The sequence below is a fragment of the Caulobacter sp. 73W genome (genome assembly GCF_041021955.1).
Lineage (GTDB): Bacteria > Pseudomonadota > Alphaproteobacteria > Caulobacterales > Caulobacteraceae > Caulobacter.
The window spans coordinates 304,324-323,820 of the sequence record NZ_CP158375.1; the positions used below are offsets into that span (position 1 = coordinate 304,324).

Sequence of the window (19,497 nt, forward strand, 5' to 3'; positions counted from 1 at the left end):
CAGACTCGATCCCTATCTGCTCATGATGATCGGCACGGTGGCCCTGGCCTCCGTGCTGCCGGCGCGAGGCGTCGCGGCCGAGGGCGTGGGGATCGTCGCCAAGCTGGGCATCGCCCTGCTGTTCTTCCTGCACGGCGCGCGCCTGTCGCGCAAAGCCATGCTGGCCGGTCTGGCGCACTGGCGCCTGCACCTGACCATCCTGGCGATCACCTTCCTGGCGTTTCCGCTGGTCGGGCTGTCGTTCAAGCTGATCCCGGAAAGCATCCTGCCCGCCCCGCTGGTGATGGGCCTGCTGTTTCTTTGCTGCCTGCCGTCGACGGTGCAGTCGTCGATCGGCTTCACCTCCATCGCGCGCGGGAACATCGCCGCCGCCCTGTGCAGCGCCTCGGCGTCCAATCTGCTGGGCATGGCGCTGACGCCGATCCTGGCGGGCCTGATACTGCATACCCAGGGCGGCTTCTCGCTAAATCAGCTTGAGGCCATCGCCCTGCAGCTGCTGCTGCCCTTCGTGGCGGGCCAGGTGCTGCAGCCGTGGATCGGCGCCTGGGTCGAGAAGAACAAGCGCATCCTGGGCTTCGTGGATCGCGGCTCGATCCTGCTGGTCGTCTACGCCGCCTTTGGCGAGGCCGTGGTCGACGGGGTGTGGAGTTGAGTTTCGGCCCTGGAACTGCTGATCGTCGGCGTTCTTTGCGCGGTGCTCCTGACCGTCGCCCTGGTCGGCAGCCGCAGCGCCGCTCGGGCCATGGGCTTCAACAAGGAAGACGAGATCGCCGTCGTCTTCTGCGGGACCAAGAAGAGCATCGTCACTGGCGTGCCCATGGCCGCCATCCTTTTTCCCGCCGCCGTGGCGGGGGTCGTCATCTTGCCTGTGATGCTGTTCCACCAGATGCAGCTGATGGCCTGCGCCGTGATCGCCCAGCGCTACGCGGCCCGGGACAAGATCGACACAGCCGTCTAGAAGACCGCCCATGGATTCCAAGACCGACAAACCCCTCGCTGGGCGCATCGCCCTGGTCACCGGCGCGACCCGCGGCATCGGCGAGGCCTGCGCCTTCGGCCTGGCCGAGGCCGGCGCCCACGTCATCGCCCTCGGCCGCACGCAAGGCGCGCTGGAAGCGCTGGACGACCGCATCTTCACCGCTACCGGCGAACACGCGACCCTGGTGCCGATCGACCTGCTGAAGGCTCCGGAAGGCCTGGACGCCCTGGGCGCCGCCCTGCACGAGCGTTACGGCAAGCTGGACATCATCGTCGGCGCCGCCGCCGTGCTCGGCGCCCTGACCCCGGTCGGCCATCTGGATCCGAAGGGCTGGGACATGATCATGTCCACCAACCTGACGGCCAACTGGCGCCTGATCCGCGCCATGGACCCGCTGATGCGCAAGTCCGACGCGGCCCGCGCCATCTTCTTCACCAGCAGCGTCGGCAGCCAGGCGCGCGCCTTCTGGGGTGCCTACGCGGCGTCTAAGGCGGGGCTGGAGAATCTGGTCGCCACCTATGCCGACGAGATGGAGCACACCCAGGTGCGCGCCCTGTGCGTCGATCCGGGCGGCATGCGCACCCGCATGCGGGCCCTGGCCTTCCCGGGCGAAGACCCGATGGACCTGCCCGCGCCGTCCGAGATCGTTCCGATGATCGTCGAGCTCGCCCGCGGCGACCGCGAGCCGCCTGAAGGTGTTGTTCGGTTCAAGGAATGGAAGGCGCGCTAAGCGCCTTCCATCTATCCCTAGCCCTTGCGGGGGCCCGGCCGCGCGCCCTTGGAGCGGCCGGACTTGGCGCTGGTCAGGCCCTTCGGCGCCGAACGCGGACGAACGACCGCCTTCTTCGGCGCGGCCTTCTTGACCCCGATCTTGACCGTCTTGCCGTTGGCGTCGATGGCCGTGGCCTGCTCTTCCTTGGCCTTCTTCACCTTGGCCGCGACCTTGGCGTAGCGGGGCTGCGGGCGCGGGCCGCTCTTGGCCTCGCCCTCGGCATATGGATTGGCGCCTGACTTGATGGTGATGCGCAGCGGCACCCCCGGCAGGTCGAAGCTCTCGCGCAGGCTGTTCACCAGATAGCGGCGGTAATGGTCCGGCATCTGGTCCGCGCGGCTGGAGAACAGCACGAACGTTGGCGGGCGCGCCTTGGTCTGCGCCATGTACTTGGGCTTCACGCGGCGGCCGCCGACGGAGGGTGGCGGATGCCTCTGCATCGCCAGCTGCAGCCAGTCGTTCAGGTCGCGGGTCTTCACCTTAGTCGACCAGTTGGTGTGGACCTTCAGCAGGGCCGGCATCAGGCGATCCAGGCCCCGACCCGTCTCAGCCGACAGGGCTATCACCGGCGTGCCGCGAACCTGCGGCAGCATGCGCTCGGCGTGCTCGATGAATTCCTTCAGCTTGGCCTGCGGGTTCTCGACCAGATCCCACTTGGTCAGGATGAAAACCAGACCCCGCCCTTCCCGCTCGACCAGGTCGGCCAGTTGCAGGTCCTGAATCTCGAAGGGATGCGTGGCGTCCATGACCAGCATCACCACCTCGGCGAAGGTGATGGCGCGGATGGAGTCCTGCACCGACAGCTTCTCAAGCTTCTCGTCGATGCGGGCCTTGCGGCGCATGCCGGCGGTGTCGACGAGGCGCAACTTTCGGTCGCCGTACTCCCAATCGACCGAGATGGCGTCGCGGGTGATGCCAGCCTCGGGGCCGGTGAGCAGGCGATCCTCCCCGATCAGGGCGTTGACCAGGGTGGATTTGCCGGCGTTGGGGCGGCCGACCACGGCCACCATGATCGGCTTGTCCTTGTCGATAGGCTCGGCGTCCTGAGTCTCGAACGGCAGCAGGGCGGCGTAGAGCTCGGCCATGCCTTCGCCATGCTCGCCGCTGATCGGGATCGGCTCGCCCAGGCCGAGACGCGCGCCTTCGGCCGTGCCCGCCTCGCCCGCCTTGCCCTCGGCCTTGTTGGCGGCGACCAGGGTCGGCCGGTTCCGGCGGCGAAGGATGGTGGCGAAGATCTGGTCGGCCGGCGTGATGCCCTCGCGGGCGTCGAAGACGAACAGGGTGACGTCCGCTTCGTCGATGGCGAGTTCGGTCTGGGCGCGCATGCGCGATTCCAGGCTCTCGTCCTTCACGTCCTCGAAGCCGGCGGTGTCGATGAGCTCCAGCTCAAGATCACCGATCCGGCCCGCGGCGAAGCGGCGGTCGCGCGTGACGCCCGGTTGGTCGTCGACGATGGCGAGCTTCTTGCCGGCGAGACGGTTGAACAGCGTCGATTTTCCGACGTTCGGACGGCCGACGATGGCGAGTTTGAGGGGCATTTCAGAATCCAAGCGCCCCCCGCAGGAATGCGAGGGGCGCTGTTGTTTTAGCGGACCAAGGTTAAGCGCGCAAAAAAGCGCGCTTTGGCCTAGCGGATCGCGATCAGTTTGGCGTCGTCGGTGACGACGTAGAGCATGTCCCCGACGGCGATCGGGGCGAGCATGGCGGACTTACCCAGCTTCAGGGTGGAGATCACCTCGCCCGTCTTCGGGTTCAGGGCGGCGGCCTCGCCGCGGCTGGACACGGTGATCAGGCGGTCGGAAGCCAGGATCGGGCTGGACCAGATGACCGGGTTCTTGCGGCGCTTCTTCAGCTGACGCTTGCTGAGGCCTTCGGTCGAGTTCAGGTCGCGGATCCAGTAGACTTGACCGTTCTCGCGCGAGACACAGATCACTTCACCGGCCTTGGAGACCACGAAGGCCACGTCGCCGGCCGCCCAGGGCGAGCCGATGCCGGTGACCGGGATGTTCCAGCGCTGCTGGCCGGTCCGCAGGTCGGTGGCCGAGAAGACGCCCGAGTGGCTGACAGCCAGGACGTCGCCGCGATAGATGACCGGACGGCCCGCGATGTCGCGGATTTCGGACAGGGCGTTGGTGCGGCTGGCGCGGGACAGGGCCTCGCTCCACACCTCGTTGCCGTTGCCGACGCGCAGGGCCACCAGTTCACCCGACGAGAACGGCGCGACGATGGTGTCGCCCGAGATGGCCGGCGAGGACGCGGCCAGGATGCGGGCCGGCTCGGTCAGCGCCTGGTAGTTCCAGTTCGGAGCGCCCGTGGCGGTCTCGAAGGTCAGCAGCTCGTTGTCGATGTTGACCACATAGACGCGGCCGGCGGCCACCGTCGGAGCGCCGTGGATCGGGTTTGACACGTCGCGCTTCCAGCCCTGCTCGCCGGTGGCGGCGTTCAACTGGGTCACGAAGCGGAAGCCCGAGGCCACATAGAGCTTGCCGTCGGCATAGGCGATGCCGCCGCCGTAGCCGTCGCGGTCGCGCCGCTCCTTGGGCTTCAGGTTGCGGCTCCAGATCTCAGCGCCCGTCTTGGCGTCGAAGGCCACGACCTTGGCTTCGCCATCCATGACGAAGATCTTGCCTTCGGCGGCGACGGGCGGCGTGGTGACATGGGCCGAACGGCCCGAGCCTTCACCGAAGCCCTTGCGCCAGGCGATCTGGAAGTTGGCGCCCGCCTGGACGTGCTCGACCGATTGCTCGGGCGTGCCGCCCGGCAGCGGCCAGTCGGCGCGCGGCTCGGCGGCCGGCAGGTAGAAATCCGCGCCCTTCAGGCCCTCGTTCTGCTCGACCTTCTGGTCGAAGGCGATGATCGAGATGCGTTCGCCCTGGGTGGCGGTGGTCTTGTTCGTGTCCTTGCCGTCGAACGGGTTGATGGCCGAGACAGCCGAACCGACGGTCGAGCATGCGGACAGGCCGCCCATCGCCACCAGGGTGACGGCGGCGGCGGTCAGAAGGCGACGCTTCATTGCGCGCCCTCCGGAGCAGGTTGCATCTGGGCCGGAGCGGCCGGCGGCGCCATCGGCGCGGCGGTGGCGGCGGCCTTGGCGATCGCCGGCAGCGACTTGGCCGAGCCGGAGTCGATCATCTGCATGGCGGTGCGGGCGCGCTCGCGAACCTGTTCGCTGGATTCAGGCAGAAGGGTCAGGACGGAGAAGTCGCCTCGCGCCTCATCCATCTTGCCGGCCGAGAGCTTGGCGAAGGCCAGGGCTTCCTTGGCCTGGACCCGGTAGGGCCGCTTTTCTTCCGTCAAGGGCGTCAGCCTCTTCTCGATGTCGGCGTACGGGGCCGTATCGAGCAGGGCGAAGGCGGATTTGAGGCGCGCGGCGTCGCCCAGGGCCTGGTCGGGGGCTGCTTCGGCGGCCTGGTCGAACAGGGTCACCGCCTCGGCGGTCTTGCCCTCCTCGACCTTGATCCCCGCCAGCTGCATCAGCGACAGGGCCTTGTAGGCGGGCGTGCCGGACTTGGCGATCGCCTCGAAGCCCGTGGTCGCGGCGGCCGTGTTGTTGGCGCCGAACAATTCGACAGCTGCGGCGTACTTCTCGGACGCCTCGGCGGCCGTGCGGCGGCTGTGGCTGTCCCAGGCCCAATAGCCCAGCGAACCCGCCAGGGCGATGGCCAAGCCGCCGACCACCCAGGGAGCCGTCTTGCGAGCAAGGGTCTTGTAGCGGTCAGAGCGAAGCTGCTCCTCCACCTCATCAAACACGTCGACCACGTACAGGGGCTCCGAAAGCACACGCGCCCGCGGGGGCGCAGAAGAGGCCGCGAACCTATAGCGTCGCACGCCTCCCCGCAACGCACCCGCGGGGCGATTAAGTCGCTGTTACAGCTCTCCGACCGCGCGCATGGCCACAAAAATCACGGCGAGGGTCGAAAGACCCGCCGCGGCCCACATGACCTCGCCGCCAAACGGCAGGCTGGAGAACTCCAGACCCACTTTCGACGCCTCCATAACACGGTGCGACAGCTGCCTTACCGGCTCGGTCGGAATGTCCTCCGCCCGGACCAGAATGCCGGAACGGATAAGCTGCCACACGCCGGTCAGGCCGCCGATGAAGCCAGCGATCCAGATCGTCCATTGCCGCATCGACCAACCGCGTTCCAGGCGCGTGACCACCTGGCGGGCGAAGACCTCGCGGTCCTCGAAGACTGGGGTGTCCGCGAACATGCGGTCCAGTCGCGTTTCGAACTCCAGGTCAGCCATGACCCTGCCTCCCGGCCGCCGTCGTTCCATCCTGTGGAGCCAAGCGGCCTCTGAGCCTATCCAAACCACGTTTGACATGGGATTTCACCGTTCCCAGGGGCGCACCTAGCGCTTCGGCCGCCTCGGCATGGGACAGGCCCGCGCCGTAGCAGAGCGAGATGCACATCCGCTCCGAAGCCGGAAGCGCGCGCAGCGCCTCGTCGAGATCGATCCGCGTCGCCGCGAATGCTTCTCCCCCGTGTCCTTCCGAAGCTTCACCATCATCTGTGGCGGCGATAAGGCGAGATTCCTTACGCCAGCGACGAACGTAGAGCCGGGCCGCGATCCGCTTGACCCAGGCCGCGAACGGCCCCTCCCCGCGGAACTCCGCGACCCGTTCGAACGCCTGCAGAAAGGCGTCCTGAGCCAGGTCGTCGGCCACCGAAGCTTCCGCCCCCATCCGGCGCAGAAGCGCCCGGACCGCGGAGCCATGGCGGCGCACCAGCTCGCCGAAGGCCGGCCGATCACCGGTGGCCGCAAGCGTGGCCAATTCGACGTCGTGCAGACTTCCGACATTAGGCGGGCTTGTCTTGCCCATGATCCAATCTCCCCAACTGGATCGCGATCAGCCCTGCTTCTCGATCCGGTCGCCCTTGTTCGGGTTGAAGAAGCTGAGAACCACGTAGGCCACGCCGATCAGACCCGGGATCAGGCCGATGCCCAGCAGCGGATAGAAGGCGTCGCTCTCCTGGTAGCCGACCATCCAGCCGAAGGCGGCGATGCCCGCGCCGACGGAGATCAGGATGATGCCCGTCCGGATGTCGCTCTGAGCGGAGGAGACCTTGCGGACCTTCACATCCTTGCTCATCGCGTCGATCAGTTCCGGCGGCAGTTCCTGGCCCTTGTCGATGGCCGCGCGGATGGTGGCCTGCATCTCCTGGCGCTCACGGCTCTTCAGCCACTTCGGGATGACGACGATCGCGATGACCATGATGAATGGCGCGAGCGGGATGAGAATTTCCATGAACAGAACCCCTTTTGACTTGCAGCGGTGAGCCTGTCGCTTCCGCCTTCTGTAGGGAAGAGGCTTTGACGACCCGCAACAGATGCAGGAGTTCTGATTAAACCTTCGTCATACTCGCTGACGCGCCAGAACTCCGGCCAGGAACCTTCCGGCGAACGCCGTCGCCAGCGCCGCCAGCAGGCTGATGACGCCGGGCGACAACGGCGCGAGAACCGCCTCGAACCGGTCACGAGACATCACGTGCTGAAGCGCCCACAGCACCGCGACCGCCGCCAGAAGCACCGGAACCAGGGCCAGCACCCGATAGACCGCTCGACGACGCGCGATCCGTTCGGCCAGCGCCGCGGAAAAGACCGGGCTGACCGGCGTGGGCCTGGCCGCCGTCGACATCAGGGCCGCCAACTTCTGTTCGGGGGTCACGCGGTCACGCTCCATCCGAACCTCCCAGCGCCGAGAGCAGGCGCGCCCTGCCCCGGTCCACATAGGACTTCACCGTGCCCAGCGGCAGGTCCAGCACCTCGGCCGCCTCGCTGTGCGACCAGCCCTCGACCAGGCACAGGGTGACACAGGCTCTCTGCCCCTCCGACAGCTCGCCCATGGTCTGGGCGACCGCCAGCCGATCCTCCGCCGACAGCCCTGGCGTCGCCTCGGCGATCTCCAGCCAGGCGCCGTCCCGGGCCGCGTCCCGCCGTTGCGAGCGCATCCTGTCCCGCGCCTTGCGCCAGCCCATGCCGCACAGCCAGGCCCGAACTCGCGTTGGGTCCTTCAACCCATCCAGATTGCTCCACGCGGCCAGGAACACCTCCTGCGCCAGATCGTCCGCCTCGGCCGCCGATCTCCCGAGACTTCGCCTCAAAAAGCCCCTCAGCACCGCCTCGTGCCGCTGCACCAGCCGCATGAAGGCCGCGTCCGAGCCGGCGCGGGCCTGCGCCACCAGCGCCTCGTCGCTCCACCCCGTGTTCATCGACGGTGATCATCAGTCGCGCGGGCGTGTGACGATCAGGATGACCAGCGACGCCAAGGCCAGCGCCGCCATCACCACCGACACGATCACGAACGCCGACCCGACCCCGAACAGGTCGGTCACCGCCGCGTAGGTGAAGCCCAGGGCCATGACCCCGAACATCACCACCGAATAGAGGTGGCCTTCACGGCCCTTGCCGCCGACGCCGTTCGCGCCGCTCTCGCTCGGCGGACGCTCAAGCGCTTCCAGAAGCTGGGCGGGCGGCTCGGCCCCCTTCGCGGCGTAGGTCTTCAGCAGGTCGATCGTCGCCTGCTGTCGGCGGAACTTAAGCCACGAGTCCCATCCCGCGCAGGCGAAGCCGAAAAGCGGAAAGAGAAGCCACCAGTAACTGCGGAAGAGATCTTCCATATCCCTGTCTCCATGCCGGCGCGTTCATCCACGCCGTTCTCGCCTGGTAGTCGCCGCCGGTGGGGAGATTGGATGCAGTCAGGCTGTAAAAATCTTCGCCTAGTTGAACGCCGCCGCATAGAGGTCGGGCTTGAAGCCGACTAGACGTTTGTGCCCCAGGTCCAGGACCGGGCGCTTGATCATCGACGGCTGGGCCAGCATCAGGTCGATCGCCTTGGGGGCGTCGATGTCCTGGCGATCGGCTTCGGGCAGCTTGCGGAAGGTCGTCCCCGCGCGGTTCAGCACCGTCTCCCAGCCGAACTCCTCAACCCAGGCCTGCAGACGCGGACGGTCGATGCCGACGGCCTTGTAGTCGTGGAAATCATAGGCCACGCCCTTGGCCTCCAGCCACTTGCGGGCCTTGGCGACGGTGTCGCAGTTCTTGATGCCATACATGGTGATCATGGCCCTTCCCTTCCGCCATTCGCGGGGAAGATCAAGGCGCACGGAAAAATCGCCGGACGTGTCGGATCGCATCACCCTCGCCCGTCCTTGAACTGACACCCCGCCGAGCAATCATCGCTCCAGCCAAGAAGGACGCCGCGATGCCGAAGATCACCCCGTTCCTGTGGTTCGACACCCAGGCCAAGGACGCCGCCGAGCTCTACGTCTCGATCTTCCCGAACTCGAGGATCCGGGACGTCTCTTACTATTCGGAGGGCATGCCCGCCCCCGCCGGCTCGGTGATGGTGGTGGAGTTCGAACTGGACGGGCAGGTGTTCCAGGCGCTGAACGCCGGCCCGCACTTCAAGTTCGACGAGGCGATCTCGTTCATGATCGACTGCGCCGACCAGGCGGAGGTCGACTACTACTGGGAGAAGCTGCTGTCCGGCGGCGGGACGGAAAGCCAGTGCGGTTGGCTGAAGGACCGCTTCGGCCTGTCCTGGCAGGTGACGCCACGCCGCCTGACGGCGCTGATGGCCGACCCGGACAAAGCCAAGGCCGGCCGGGTGGCCGCCGCCATGATGCAGATGGTCAAGATCGACATCGCCAAGCTCGAGGCGGCGGCCGAAGCGGCTTAGTCCTTCGACGGAATGGTCAGCCCGCGCTGAACGGCCGGGCGGGCCAGACCGCGTTCCAGCCAGGCGGCCACGTTCTTGAAACTGGCGAATTCCACCAGTTCGCCGGCCTCGTAGAAGCCGATCAGGTTGCGCACCCAGCCCAGCATCGAGATGTCGGCGATGGTGTACTGGTCGCCCATGATCCAGTCGCGGCCGTCCAGCCGCGCATCCAGCACGCCCAGCAGACGCTTGGACTCCGCCACGTAGCGCTGCAGCGGACGCTTGTCCTCGTACTCGCGGCCCGCGAATTTGTGGAAGAAGCCTACCTGCCCGAACATCGGGCCGATGGCGGCCATCTGGAAGAAGACCCACTGCATGGTCTCGTATCGGCCGGCCGGGTCGGCGGGGATCAGCTTGCCGGTCTTCTCGGCCAGATAGACCAGGATCGCGCCAAACTCGAACAGGGCCAGCGGCTTTCCGCCCGGGCCGTCCGGATCGATGATCGCCGGGATCTTGCCGTTCGGGTTCAGGGACAGGAATTCCGGCCCCCAGGTCTCGTTCTGGCCGATGTTCACGACATGGGGCTCATAGGCCAGGCCCAGTTCCTCCAGCGCGATCGAGACCTTCACCCCGTTCGGGGTCGGCCAGGAATAGAGCTGCAACCGCTCGGTATGCTGGGCCGGCCAGCGCTGGGTGATCGGGAACGAGGAAAGGTCGGACATGACAAGGCTCCGCTATGGGAGCCTCAGTTAGGCGCCCGGTCGCTCCGGCGCCATGGCCGCTACAGTCTTTATACCGACGCCATCACGCGCGCGGCCAGGGCGCGGTCGACGGCCGCGTAGGCGGGCGTGAAGTCCCGCTGGATGCGCGCATCGCCCCAGATCATCGGCAGCAGGCCGGACAGCACCTCGGTCTGCACGACGCGGGTCCCTTCGCCCTCGGGGGTCAGCAGGAAACCGTGCCGTCCCTTGAACATCAGCGGCACGTTCCCGGCCCAGGCCAGCTCCCGCCCCGGCTCGCAGGCGACGATGCGCACGGTCTGGCCGACCGTCTTGTTCGGATCACCCGCCAGATTGCGAAAGCGCGTGAAGATCGTCCCGCCCAGCCTCGCCTCGCCGCGCGCCTCCACGTTCAGCGGGTTCCACTCGGCATAGCGGGCGAAGTCAGCCAGCACCGCCCAGACGGCGGCTGGGCTGGCGGGGATGAAGCATTCGGTCCGGATGAGCGGCATGGAGTGACTCATACCGCCGTGAGGTCATCAGTTCATCCTAACAACAGCGGCGGGACGCCAAGCTCAAGTTGGGAACGATTATCACGATTGGTACTCCACCTCCGCCGACCCGATGCGGCGCGATGGAGTTTGCGATGCTTGATCAAGCCGGCCTTGTGACGGCCGCCGCGCGCTGCTGTCGCTCGGCCCGCGACGAGCGCCAGCCGACGCAACATCGCCTCTACGCCCTGCTCCAGCCGCTGGACGCCGAGCTCCTCGCCCGCGTCTTCGACAGCCTGATGACGCTCTGCGAGAGCGCCATGAACCATTCGTTCGAGACCGGCGTCGACGCGGCCGTTTCTGCCGACAAGTCGCTACTGTTGGGCCTTCTTGACAAGACCGGCCGGCGCGACGCCTGCATCGATTGTCCTGAGGGCGCGGCTATCGCGCTGAACTGCGCGATCTGCTCCACGCGGATCATGATGACCCTTGATTACCTGACAGCACGAGCGATCCGCCCACTGCAATCCCAGCGCGAGCCCTAACAAACGAGCCAGAAAAACTCTTTTGCCCCTTCAATACCTACTGCGTCAGTAGGAGTTCTCTTTTGGGGGACCAGACATGACTTCCATCCGCCGTGAAACCGCCTCAGCGCCCGTTCGTCGCATAAGGATCCACCCGCTCTCCACCCTGATCATGGGCGTCAGCGGCCTGGCCCTGCTGGCGTCGGCCGCGCAGGCGCAGGCCACAAACGCTGACGCCGCAACCGACCTCAACGAGCTTGTCGTGGTCGGCTCCCAGATCAAGGGCGCGAACGTGGCTGGCGCCCTGCCCGTCACCCGCATCGACGCCCAGGCGATCGAGACCATCGGCGCCATTTCGGGCGACGAACTGTTCCGCGCCCTGCCCAGCAACGGCGCGCTGCTGACCAACAACGTCAACTACACCGCCGGCATTAACGCGGTTCGAGGCGACGTCGCCTCGATCAATCTGCGCAGCCTTGGCACAGGCAACACCCTGACCCTCATCAACGGCAGGCGGATGGTGCTCCATCCGGGCAGTCAGTCCGGCGAGGAGAGCATCCCGATCACCACGCCGAACATGAACTCGCTGCCTGTGCTCGGCATCGAGCGGTTGGAGGTGTTGCGTGACGGCGCCTCGGCGCTCTACGGCGCCGATGCGGTGGCCGGTGTCGTCAACACGGTGCTGCAAGGCGGCTATGAGGGGGTGAAGCTCCAGGCCGCCTACCGCGTGCCGGAACAAACATCGAGCTATGAGGCGATCCTGAACGGCCAGACCGGCTTCAGCTTCAACGAAGGCCGCACGCACCTGGCGCTGTTCGGCAGCTATTCGAAGCAGACCGCGCTCCACACCAACGATCGTAAGTTCTCCCGGTCGGAAGACAAGCGCGATCTCGTCGCCGGGACCAACTTCGCCGGCGACCTGGATTTCCGCAGCACCACCGACAACACCCCCTGGGGCCAGTTCGCCCTGGGCCGCGCCGTTCGTCAGAACGGGACGCTGATCACCTCCACCACCGGGCTCTTCCACATCCAGCCCAACACCTACGGCGGCTGCCTGGCGCAGTTGGGCGGCTCGCTCTGCATCGACGACGGCCGTATCGACGAAAGCCTGTGGCTGGACCGCAATTCCGACCGCGAACTGTTTCCGGCGGTGGATCGAGCCAATCTCTTCGTTATCGCCAGCCACGAGCTGTCGTCCAAGGCCGAGCTCTATACGGAGCTGTCCTGGTATCGCGCCAACTCGGTGATCGAGCGCGAAGGCGTCACGCCCCTGGCCACCAGCCCGCTCTACATTCCCGCCAGCAACTACTGGAACCCGTTTGGCCCGGTGCGCTTCAGCGACGGACGCCTCAATCCCAATCGCCTGGCCGGCATCGAGGCACCGACCGAGGGTATCGCAATCGGGATCAACAACGCCGCCACCGGCACCCGCGTGCAACTGGTCGATACCGGCCCAATCGTGGTCGATGTCGAGACCAGCAGCTACCGCGCGCTCGGCGGCGTCCGCGGTCAGATCGGCCGCTGGGACTATGACAGCGCCCTGCTCTATTCCGAGGCCCGCACCCGTGACGCCTCGAACCTGATCAGCAACACCTTGTTCCAGCAGTCGCTCGCCAAGCAGACCCCCGACGCCTACAACCTGTTCAACGGCGGCGACCTGTCCAACCCGACCGCGGGCGACGGCACGCCCAACTCTCAGGCGGTGATCGACGCGATCACGGTCGAGGCGATCCGCCTCAACAAGACCAGCCTCTTCCTGGCCGACTTCAAGGTCTCCAATTTCGCCCTGTTCGGGTTCATTGGCGGCGCGGCCGGCTTCGCGGCGGGGGTGGAGTTTCGCAAGGAGACCCTGACCGAGGATCGCGATCCCCGCCAGGACGGCACCATCACCTTCACCGACATCGTCACCGGCGTGACCTACGGCAGCGACATCCTCGGCTCCAGCGCCTCGGCCGACCTCTATGGCGAGCGCGACGTCTATTCCGCCTTCGCCGAACTCGCCCTGCCGATCGTCAATCCGCAGATGAACATCCCCCTGGTGCGCAGCCTTGACGCGCAGTTCGCCGCCCGGGTGGAGGATTTCAGCGATGTGGGCAGCGTGTTCACCCCTCGCGTCACCGGCTCCTGGGAAGTCGTGGACGGCCTGAAGATCCGCGCCGCCTATGCCGAGGGCTTCAAGGCGCCCAACCTCATCCTGCTCAACAGCCCGCCCACCGGCCGTGTCTCGTCGGTGCGTGACTGGTATCGGTGCCGCGCCGCCCTGAACAAGGGACAGATCGCCACCCTCGGCGCATGCGGCACGGTCGGTAACGCCCAGGCCGAAAGCCTGCGAATCTCCAACGTCGATCTAAAGCCCGAGCGCAACGACAGCTACACCTTCGGGACCATCTTCCAGCCCCGCGCCCTTGCCGGCCTGACGGTCACCGCCGACTACTGGCGCATCAAGCAGAAGGGCATCCACGGCCTCTTCGGCCTGGCCAACTTCTCGGCGCTCGACTACGCAGAACGCCTGTCCGGACGCTCCAGCTCATCGGTCGTCCGCTCGGCCCCAACCGCCGACGATATCGCCTTCTTCCAAGGCTCTGGCCTGGCGCCGACGGGCCAGATCGTTCAGGAGCTCGACCCCTTCCTCAACCTCAACTCGCGGGTCACCGAGGGCCTGGACCTGTCGGCCGAATACCGGCTGCGCGGGACGGCGCTGGGCGACTTCCGCTTCAACGTTCAGGCCTCCCGCCTGTTGAAGGCTGAGCAGACCGTCTCAGAACAGGGCGCGGCGATCCTCGCCCTCAACGAGCCGGGGATCACCGTGTCAGGCGGCGGCGACCTGCTTGAGGCCAACGGCCGTCCCAAGTGGCAAGGCTCGGCCAGCATCGACTGGACGCGCGGCGATTGGTCGGCCGGGGCGTTCGCCCGCTATGTCGGCGCCTTCGACAGCACCGGCGCGATCAACGACGTGGACAACAGCTTCTGGCGCGTCGGCTCCTGGCTGACCGTCAACGCCCATGTCGACTACCGCTTCCAGGCCCTGGGCGCCGCCGAGAGCCGGGTGCGCTTGGGCGTCAACAACCTGTTCGACAAGGACCCGCCGCTGACCAACGGCTCGCTCGGCTACAGCCCTGGCCTGCATACGCCGCAGGGCCGCCTCTGGCACATCACCACCACGCTGGAATTTTGAGGAACGACATCATGAAAGCGCTCGCTTCCACGGCCCTCACCCTCACCCTCCTGCTGGCCGCGGCTCCGGCCTCCGCGCAGGCGGTCGCTCCTGCAGCCGGACGGGTCCTCGTGCAGAACAAGTACTACCCAAAGCCCGGTCAGGAGGCGGCCGTTCTGGCCACCCGCCTCGAAGCCTCCGCGGTGCGCCAGAAGCTGGGCCTGCAGACCGGCCTGGTGCTGGTCCGCAAAGGCGAGGCCGGCGGCGCGCCTTACGTGATCTGGGAGTGCGAATACCCTTCGATTGAAGCTAGACGCGCCGACGCTGCGGCGGCCGAGGGCACGGCGGAGTTCGCCGCCGTGCAACGCAAGATGCGTGGGCTGATCGACAGGTTCGAACGCGTCGCGTGGACCGTCCGGGCCGAGCCCTAGGCGACCACGCCCCTACTCCCACTCGATCGTGCCGGGCGGCTTCGACGTGACGTCGTAGACGACGCGGTTCACGCCTCGGACCTCGTTGATAATCCTGGTGGCGGTCTTGCCGAGGACGTCCCAGGGGAACTCGAAGAAGTCGGCGGTCATGCCGTCGGTGGAGGTCACCGCGCGCAGGGCCAGGACGTTCTCGTAGGTGCGGGCGTCGCCCATGACGCCGACGGTCTTCACGGGCAGCAACACGGCGAAGGCCTGCCAGATCTTGTCGTACAGGCCGGCCTTGCGGATTTCTTCCAGATAGATGGCGTCCGCGTCCTGAAGGACGGCCACCTTCTCGGGCGTGATCTCGCCGGGGATGCGGATGGCCAGACCCGGTCCGGGGAACGGGTGGCGGCCGACGAAGTCGGGGTGCAGGCCAAGCTCGACGCCCAGGGCGCGGACCTCGTCCTTGAACAGTTCGCGCAGGGGCTCGACCAGCTTCAGCTTCATGAAGTCTGGCAGGCCGCCGACATTATGGTGGCTCTTGATCACCGCCGACGGGCCGCCGCGCGCCGAGACGCTCTCAACCACGTCCGGATAGAGCGTGCCCTGGGCCAGGAACTCGGCGCCCTCGATCTTGGCGGCTTCGCGGTCGAAGACGTCGATGAACAGCTTGCCGATGGTCTTGCGCTTGGTCTCGGGATCCGAGACGCCCGCCAGCTCGCCCAGGAACATGTCCCCGGCGTCCACGTGGATCAGCGGGATGTTGTAGTGGTCGCGGAACAGGCCGACGACCTGCTCGCTCTCGCCCTTCCGCATCAGGCCAGTGTCGACGTAGACGCAGGTCAGCTGCGAGCCGATAGCCTCGTGGATCAGCACGGCCGCGACCGAGCTGTCGACGCCGCCCGACAGGCCGCAGATCACCTTGCCGCCGCCCACCTGGTCGCGGATCTTCTGGACCATCTCCTGGCGGAAGGCCGCCATGGTCCAGTCACCCCTCAGGCCGGCGATGTTGTAGAGGAAGTTGCGATAGATCTTCGCGCCGTTGACCGTGTGAACCACCTCCGGGTGGAACTGCACGCCGTAGATCTTGCGGGCGTCGTGGGCGATGGCGGCGAAGGGCGCGCCGGTCGAGGTGGCGATCACCTCGAAGCCTTCCGGAATCTGGGTGACCCGGTCGCCGTGGCTCATCCACACCGTCTCCAGCTCACCCACCCCAGCCAGGCCGGCGAACAGCGGGCTGGTCTTGCCGATGGTCAGCTCGGCGCGGCCGAACTCGCCGGCGTGACCGCCCTCGACCTTGCCGCCCAGCACGTCGCACAGCAGTTGCTCACCGTAGCAGACGCACAGCATCGGCAAGCCAAGATCAAACAGCTTGCGACCGATGCGGGGGCTGTCGGCCTCCAGCACGCTGGACGGCCCCCCCGACAGGATGATCGCCGACGGCTTGTACTCGTCCACCAGCGCCTCGACCTTGTCGAAGGGATGGATCTCGCAATAGACGCCCGCCTCGCGGACGCGGCGAGCGATCAGCTGGGTGACCTGGCTGCCGAAGTCGACGATCAGGACCCGCTCGTGGTTCGTCTCGGTAGTCATTCAGCGGGTTCCTTCTAGGCGGTCTTCTCCAGCACGGCGGCGAAGAAGCCGTCGGTGCCGGCGGTGCGGGGCGTGAGGCGGACGTAGCCTTGCGGCGACGTGAATTGGTCGGCGGGCGCCGGCGGCGCGGCCAGGCGGAAGCCGGGATTGCGGGCCAAGAAGGCCTCGACGCGATCCTCGTCCTCCTCGGCCAGCACCGAGCAGGTCACATAGATCAGCTTGCCGCCGGCCTTCACGAAAGGTGCGGCCTGGTCCAGCACGGCGTCCTGCTCGCCCTGGCGACGCTCCAGCGCCTCGGGTGTCAGGCGCCACTTGGTGTCGGGATGGCGGCGCCAGGTGCCCGAACCGGTGCAGGGCGCGTCTACGAAAACCACATCCATCTTGCCATCCAGCCCCTTCAGCGGGTCCTGTTCGACGGGCGAGCGGATCTGCAGGTTACGCACCCCGGCGCGCTGGCCGCGTCGGATGGTGTCGGCCAGTCGGCGGGCGTCGCTGTCATGGGCGTAGATCTGGCCCGTGGAGCCCATGGCCGCGGCCAGGGCCAGGGTCTTGCCCCCGCCCCCGGCGCAGAAGTCCAGAACCTGCTTGCCCTTCACTTCGCCCGCGCAGGCGGCGGCGATCTGGGAGCCAAGGTCCTGCACCTCGAACCAGCCCTTGGAGAAGGCGGGAATGGTTTCGACCGAGCCCGTACGCTCACTGGGGTCCGGCGCGGGGATGCGCAGGGCCGTCTCCAGCAGTTGCGCCGGCTCCGCGCCCAGCGGCTGCAGCGCCTTGAGCGCGCGGGCCGGGTCGGTCTTCAGCGTATTGACCCGCAGGTCAACCGGCGCGCGGGCGGCCAGGGCGGCGGCCTCGTCGCCCCTGTCCTCGCCGAACACGCGGGTCAGGCTGGCTTCCAGCCAGTCGGGATAGTCGCCCCTCACCGGCGCCGGGGCGTCGTCGAGGGACTGCGGGCTTGCAAGGGCGGCGCTCTCGGCCTCGCTCAGGGCGCCGGGGCCGTGGGGTTCCTCGGCGCAGGCCTCGGCGATACGCTCGACCGGCCAGGACCAGGAGAACCGCAGGGTCGCCAGGATCACCGCCCGGGCGCCGTCGTCGCCCATCATCCAGCCCAGCGAGCGCTTGCGTCGCAGGGCGTCCAGCACGAGGCCGGAGATGAAGGCGCGGTCCTTGGAGCCGGCGAAGCGCGAACGCTCGCCCCAGCCCTTAAGGGCCAGCTTCACGGGCCGATGGCGCGCCTCGATCTCTTCCAGAACCTCGATCGCCGCCCCAATTCTTCCACTATCGCGCATTCAGACGAACAGAGCCGCAAGAAGCATCAGCAGGCCGACCATCGAGATCAGCCAGACGATGCTTCGCACCACCGGCACGCCGAAGGCGTAGAGCGGGATATAGACCGCCCGGGCGGCCACATAGACGATCGAGCCCAGGGCGCTGAGGCCGCCGGTCTTGCCCGACAGCACCACCGCCAGGACCAGGGCGACGAAGAAGGCGAAGGTCTCGCGGAAGTTGGCGAAGGCGCGCTGAAGCCGCCCCGCCACACCGGTCAGCGGCCGCGGCTCATCCCGCGGGCCGACGTTCCACTTCAGTCCGATCTGCGGCTGGGCCGCGGCCGATCCCCAGAACAGGTGGACGAGGCCGACGATCACCGCCGCCCCCAGCATCTTGAGTTCGAGGATCGGCTCCATGGCTTAGACCGCGCTCGGGTAGTTCGGCGCTTCGCGCGTGATCATCACGTCGTGGACGTGGCTTTCGCGCAGGCCGGCGTTGGTGATGCGAACGAAGCGGGCGCGGTTCTGGAATTCCTCGACCGTCGGCGCCCCCACATAACCCATAGCGGCGCGCAGGCCGCCGACCAGTTGGTGAAGCACCGGCGCGATCGGACCCTTGAACGGCGTCTGGCCCTCGATGCCTTCCGGCACCAGCTTGAAGCTGTCCGTCACTTCCTTCTGGAAGTAGCGGTCAGCCGAGCCGCGGGCCATGGCGCCCACCGAGCCCATGCCGCGATAGCTCTTGTACGAGCGCCCCTGGTACAGGAACACCTCGCCCGGCGACTCTTCGGTGCCGGCGAACATCGAGCCCATCATGGCGGTCGAGGCCCCGGCGGCGATGGCCTTGGCCAGGTCGCCCGAGTACTTGATGCCGCCGTCGGCGATGACCGGCACGCCGGCCTCGCGGCCCGCGCGGACGGCTTCCATGATCGCGGTCAACTGGGGAACGCCGACACCCGCGACGATGCGCGTGGTGCAGATGGAGCCCGGACCGATGCCGACCTTCACCGCATCGGCGCCGGCGTCAATCAGGGCGCGGGCGGCGTCGTAGGTGGCGATGTTGCCCGCCACGATCTGCACACGATTGGCTTCACGCTTCAGGCGCGAGACCGCGGCGGCGACCTGGCTGGAATGGCCGTGGGCGGTGTCGATGACGACGACGTCGACGCCGGCGTCCACCAAACCCATCGAACGCTCGTAACCAGCGTCGCCGACGGTCGAGGCTGCGCCGACCAGCAGGCGGCCCTTGTCGTCCTTGGCGGCCAGCGGGTGCGCCTGGGCCTTCTCGATGTCCTTCACGGTGATCAGGCCGACGGCGTGGTACGCCTCGTCGACGACGATCAGACGCTCGATCTTGTGCTTGCGAAGAAGCTCGCGGGCTTCGCGGTGATCGACGCCCTCGCCCACCGTGATCAGGTTCTCGCGGGTCATCAGCGCCGAGGCGGGAACGCTGGGATCACCTTCGAACCGCATGTCGCGGTTGGTCAGGATGCCGACCAGCTTGCCGCTGCCGCGCTCGACCACAGGAAAGCCCGAGATCTTGCGGCGGGCCGTGATCTCGCGGACCTCGGCCAGGGTGGTGTCGGGGTGGATGGTCAGCGGGTTGATGACCATGCCGCTCTCGTACCGCTTCACTTCGCGGACGTGATCAGCCTGCTCCTCATTGCTGAGATTGCGGTGCAGGATGCCCAGACCGCCGGCCTGCGCCATGGCGATGGCGAGGCGGCTTTCAGTGACCGTGTCCATGGCGGCGGACACGAGCGGGATGTTCAGACTGATTTCACGCGTGAACCGCGTCTCTGTCGTCACCTGGGTAGGCATGACGTCGGACGGGCCGGGTTCGAGCAAAACGTCGTCGAAGGTAAGCCCTTCGCGAATCTCCATCGGATTCTCCATTTTGCGGGCCGCGTATAACGGAACGGCC

General features: G+C 67.2%; 21 protein-coding genes and 1 pseudogene. 6 read left to right on the forward strand and 16 right to left on the reverse strand.

Annotated elements, in window-relative coordinates; genetic code table 11:
* Positions 1-25: 25 nt before the first annotated feature.
* A pseudogene (locus tag ABOZ73_RS01440) lies at positions 26-958 on the forward strand (bile acid:sodium symporter family protein).
* 10 nt (positions 959-968) lie between these two features.
* A complete protein-coding gene (locus ABOZ73_RS01445; RefSeq protein ID WP_369060119.1) occupies positions 969-1,709 on the forward strand; it encodes an SDR family NAD(P)-dependent oxidoreductase in 741 nt (246 codons plus the stop codon).
* Positions 1,710-1,726: 17 nt separating this feature from the next.
* Here the strand turns inward: ABOZ73_RS01445 and der are convergent, their stop codons facing one another.
* The 10 genes from der to ABOZ73_RS01495 all read right to left on the reverse strand — a co-directional run bounded on the left by der (position 1,727) and on the right by ABOZ73_RS01495 (position 8,818).
* Entirely contained in the window at positions 1,727-3,289 is a 1,563-nt protein-coding gene (gene der, locus ABOZ73_RS01450; protein ID WP_369060121.1) for a ribosome biogenesis GTPase Der, read from the reverse strand.
* Positions 3,290-3,378: 89 nt separating this feature from the next.
* A complete protein-coding gene (locus tag ABOZ73_RS01455; protein ID WP_369060122.1) occupies positions 3,379-4,764 on the reverse strand; it encodes a PQQ-binding-like beta-propeller repeat protein in 1,386 nt (461 codons plus the stop codon).
* Positions 4,761-5,510, reverse strand: a complete 750-nt coding sequence (locus tag ABOZ73_RS01460; protein WP_369060123.1) for a tetratricopeptide repeat protein — start codon at positions 5,508-5,510, stop codon at positions 4,761-4,763. The genes ABOZ73_RS01455 and ABOZ73_RS01460 overlap by 4 nt, the downstream gene beginning before the upstream one ends.
* Positions 5,511-5,618: 108 nt before the next feature.
* Entirely contained in the window at positions 5,619-5,999 is a 381-nt protein-coding gene (locus ABOZ73_RS01465) for a hypothetical protein (protein WP_369060125.1), read from the reverse strand.
* Complete coding sequence (locus ABOZ73_RS01470) at positions 5,992-6,576, reverse strand: RNA polymerase sigma factor (protein WP_369060127.1); 585 nt, start codon at positions 6,574-6,576, stop codon at positions 5,992-5,994. The genes ABOZ73_RS01465 and ABOZ73_RS01470 overlap by 8 nt, the downstream gene beginning before the upstream one ends.
* Positions 6,577-6,603: 27 nt before the next feature.
* Positions 6,604-7,002 carry a DUF6249 domain-containing protein gene (locus tag ABOZ73_RS01475; RefSeq protein WP_369060129.1) on the reverse strand — a complete coding sequence of 133 codons (399 nt, stop codon included), beginning with the start codon at positions 7,000-7,002 and terminating at the stop codon, positions 6,604-6,606.
* A gap of 108 nt (positions 7,003-7,110) precedes the next feature.
* Positions 7,111-7,437, reverse strand: a complete 327-nt coding sequence (locus ABOZ73_RS01480) for a hypothetical protein (RefSeq protein WP_369060130.1) — start codon at positions 7,435-7,437, stop codon at positions 7,111-7,113.
* Positions 7,427-7,966 (reverse strand): RNA polymerase sigma factor, encoded by a 540-nt coding sequence (locus ABOZ73_RS01485; protein ID WP_369060132.1) that lies wholly within the window; start codon positions 7,964-7,966, stop codon positions 7,427-7,429. The genes ABOZ73_RS01480 and ABOZ73_RS01485 overlap by 11 nt, the downstream gene beginning before the upstream one ends.
* A gap of 12 nt (positions 7,967-7,978) precedes the next feature.
* Positions 7,979-8,374 carry a hypothetical protein gene (locus tag ABOZ73_RS01490; RefSeq protein WP_369060134.1) on the reverse strand — a complete coding sequence of 132 codons (396 nt, stop codon included), beginning with the start codon at positions 8,372-8,374 and terminating at the stop codon, positions 7,979-7,981.
* Positions 8,375-8,473: 99 nt separating this feature from the next.
* The gene (locus ABOZ73_RS01495; protein ID WP_369060136.1) at positions 8,474-8,818 is read right to left on the reverse strand and encodes an ArsC family reductase; all 345 of its coding nucleotides are present in this window, start codon (positions 8,816-8,818) and stop codon (positions 8,474-8,476) included.
* 140 nt (positions 8,819-8,958) lie between these two features.
* Between ABOZ73_RS01495 and ABOZ73_RS01500 the strand changes: the two genes are divergently transcribed.
* Entirely contained in the window at positions 8,959-9,435 is a 477-nt protein-coding gene (locus ABOZ73_RS01500; RefSeq protein WP_369060138.1) for a VOC family protein, read from the forward strand.
* On the opposite strand, the gene ABOZ73_RS01505 is transcribed toward ABOZ73_RS01500, so the two are convergent.
* Together ABOZ73_RS01505 and ABOZ73_RS01510 are read right to left on the reverse strand one after the other, a co-directional pair.
* Positions 9,432-10,136: a glutathione binding-like protein gene (locus tag ABOZ73_RS01505; protein ID WP_369060140.1), complete on the reverse strand. Its 705-nt coding sequence runs from the start codon at positions 10,134-10,136 to the stop codon at positions 9,432-9,434. The two genes, ABOZ73_RS01500 and ABOZ73_RS01505, sit on opposite strands and share 4 nt — an antisense overlap.
* A gap of 68 nt (positions 10,137-10,204) precedes the next feature.
* Positions 10,205-10,645, reverse strand: coding sequence for an SRPBCC family protein (locus ABOZ73_RS01510; protein WP_369060142.1), 441 nt, complete (start codon positions 10,643-10,645; stop codon positions 10,205-10,207).
* A 134-nt stretch (positions 10,646-10,779) separates the two neighbouring features.
* Here ABOZ73_RS01510 and ABOZ73_RS01515 point away from each other — a divergent pair, with 134 nt between their 5' ends.
* From ABOZ73_RS01515 to ABOZ73_RS01525, 3 genes are all read left to right on the forward strand, one after another.
* The gene (locus tag ABOZ73_RS01515) at positions 10,780-11,169 is read left to right on the forward strand and encodes a hypothetical protein (protein WP_369060144.1); all 390 of its coding nucleotides are present in this window, start codon (positions 10,780-10,782) and stop codon (positions 11,167-11,169) included.
* 76 nt (positions 11,170-11,245) lie between these two features.
* Entirely contained in the window at positions 11,246-14,323 is a 3,078-nt protein-coding gene (locus tag ABOZ73_RS01520) for a TonB-dependent receptor (protein WP_369060146.1), read from the forward strand.
* Between the two features lie 11 nt (positions 14,324-14,334).
* Entirely contained in the window at positions 14,335-14,733 is a 399-nt protein-coding gene (locus tag ABOZ73_RS01525) for a hypothetical protein (RefSeq protein WP_369060148.1), read from the forward strand.
* 12 nt (positions 14,734-14,745) lie between these two features.
* On the opposite strand, the gene guaA is transcribed toward ABOZ73_RS01525, so the two are convergent.
* Genes guaA through guaB form a run of 4 tightly spaced genes read right to left on the reverse strand, consistent with a single transcriptional unit; the run spans position 14,746 to position 19,457 of the window.
* Positions 14,746-16,308: a glutamine-hydrolyzing GMP synthase gene (guaA, locus tag ABOZ73_RS01530; protein ID WP_369060150.1), complete on the reverse strand. Its 1,563-nt coding sequence runs from the start codon at positions 16,306-16,308 to the stop codon at positions 14,746-14,748.
* Between the two features lie 14 nt (positions 16,309-16,322).
* The gene (locus ABOZ73_RS01535) at positions 16,323-17,594 is read right to left on the reverse strand and encodes an RsmB/NOP family class I SAM-dependent RNA methyltransferase (protein ID WP_369060151.1); all 1,272 of its coding nucleotides are present in this window, start codon (positions 17,592-17,594) and stop codon (positions 16,323-16,325) included.
* Positions 17,595-17,990, reverse strand: a complete 396-nt coding sequence (locus tag ABOZ73_RS01540; protein WP_369060153.1) for an MAPEG family protein — start codon at positions 17,988-17,990, stop codon at positions 17,595-17,597.
* Between the two features lie 3 nt (positions 17,991-17,993).
* Complete coding sequence (gene guaB / locus ABOZ73_RS01545; RefSeq protein WP_369060154.1) at positions 17,994-19,457, reverse strand: IMP dehydrogenase; 1,464 nt, start codon at positions 19,455-19,457, stop codon at positions 17,994-17,996.
* Positions 19,458-19,497: the final 40 nt, after the last annotated feature.

Coding starts and splice junctions, on each gene's coding strand:
- ABOZ73_RS01445 (WP_369060119.1), top strand. CDS start 969: ATGGATTCCAAGACCGACAAACCCCTCGCTGGGCGCATCGCCCTGGTC.
- der (WP_369060121.1), bottom strand. CDS start 3,289: ATGCCCCTCAAACTCGCCATCGTCGGCCGTCCGAACGTCGGAAAATCG.
- ABOZ73_RS01455 (WP_369060122.1), bottom strand. CDS start 4,764: ATGAAGCGTCGCCTTCTGACCGCCGCCGCCGTCACCCTGGTGGCGATG.
- ABOZ73_RS01465 (WP_369060125.1), bottom strand. CDS start 5,999: ATGGCTGACCTGGAGTTCGAAACGCGACTGGACCGCATGTTCGCGGAC.
- ABOZ73_RS01470 (WP_369060127.1), bottom strand. CDS start 6,576: ATGGGCAAGACAAGCCCGCCTAATGTCGGAAGTCTGCACGACGTCGAA.
- ABOZ73_RS01475 (WP_369060129.1), bottom strand. CDS start 7,002: ATGGAAATTCTCATCCCGCTCGCGCCATTCATCATGGTCATCGCGATC.
- ABOZ73_RS01480 (WP_369060130.1), bottom strand. CDS start 7,437: ATGGAGCGTGACCGCGTGACCCCCGAACAGAAGTTGGCGGCCCTGATG.
- ABOZ73_RS01485 (WP_369060132.1), bottom strand. CDS start 7,966: ATGAACACGGGGTGGAGCGACGAGGCGCTGGTGGCGCAGGCCCGCGCC.
- ABOZ73_RS01490 (WP_369060134.1), bottom strand. CDS start 8,374: ATGGAAGATCTCTTCCGCAGTTACTGGTGGCTTCTCTTTCCGCTTTTC.
- ABOZ73_RS01495 (WP_369060136.1), bottom strand. CDS start 8,818: ATGATCACCATGTATGGCATCAAGAACTGCGACACCGTCGCCAAGGCC.
- ABOZ73_RS01500 (WP_369060138.1), top strand. CDS start 8,959: ATGCCGAAGATCACCCCGTTCCTGTGGTTCGACACCCAGGCCAAGGAC.
- ABOZ73_RS01505 (WP_369060140.1), bottom strand. CDS start 10,136: ATGTCCGACCTTTCCTCGTTCCCGATCACCCAGCGCTGGCCGGCCCAG.
- ABOZ73_RS01510 (WP_369060142.1), bottom strand. CDS start 10,645: ATGCCGCTCATCCGGACCGAATGCTTCATCCCCGCCAGCCCAGCCGCC.
- ABOZ73_RS01515 (WP_369060144.1), top strand. CDS start 10,780: ATGCTTGATCAAGCCGGCCTTGTGACGGCCGCCGCGCGCTGCTGTCGC.
- ABOZ73_RS01520 (WP_369060146.1), top strand. CDS start 11,246: ATGACTTCCATCCGCCGTGAAACCGCCTCAGCGCCCGTTCGTCGCATA.
- ABOZ73_RS01525 (WP_369060148.1), top strand. CDS start 14,335: ATGAAAGCGCTCGCTTCCACGGCCCTCACCCTCACCCTCCTGCTGGCC.
- guaA (WP_369060150.1), bottom strand. CDS start 16,308: ATGACTACCGAGACGAACCACGAGCGGGTCCTGATCGTCGACTTCGGC.
- ABOZ73_RS01535 (WP_369060151.1), bottom strand. CDS start 17,594: ATGCGCGATAGTGGAAGAATTGGGGCGGCGATCGAGGTTCTGGAAGAG.
- ABOZ73_RS01540 (WP_369060153.1), bottom strand. CDS start 17,990: ATGGAGCCGATCCTCGAACTCAAGATGCTGGGGGCGGCGGTGATCGTC.
- guaB (WP_369060154.1), bottom strand. CDS start 19,457: ATGGAGATTCGCGAAGGGCTTACCTTCGACGACGTTTTGCTCGAACCC.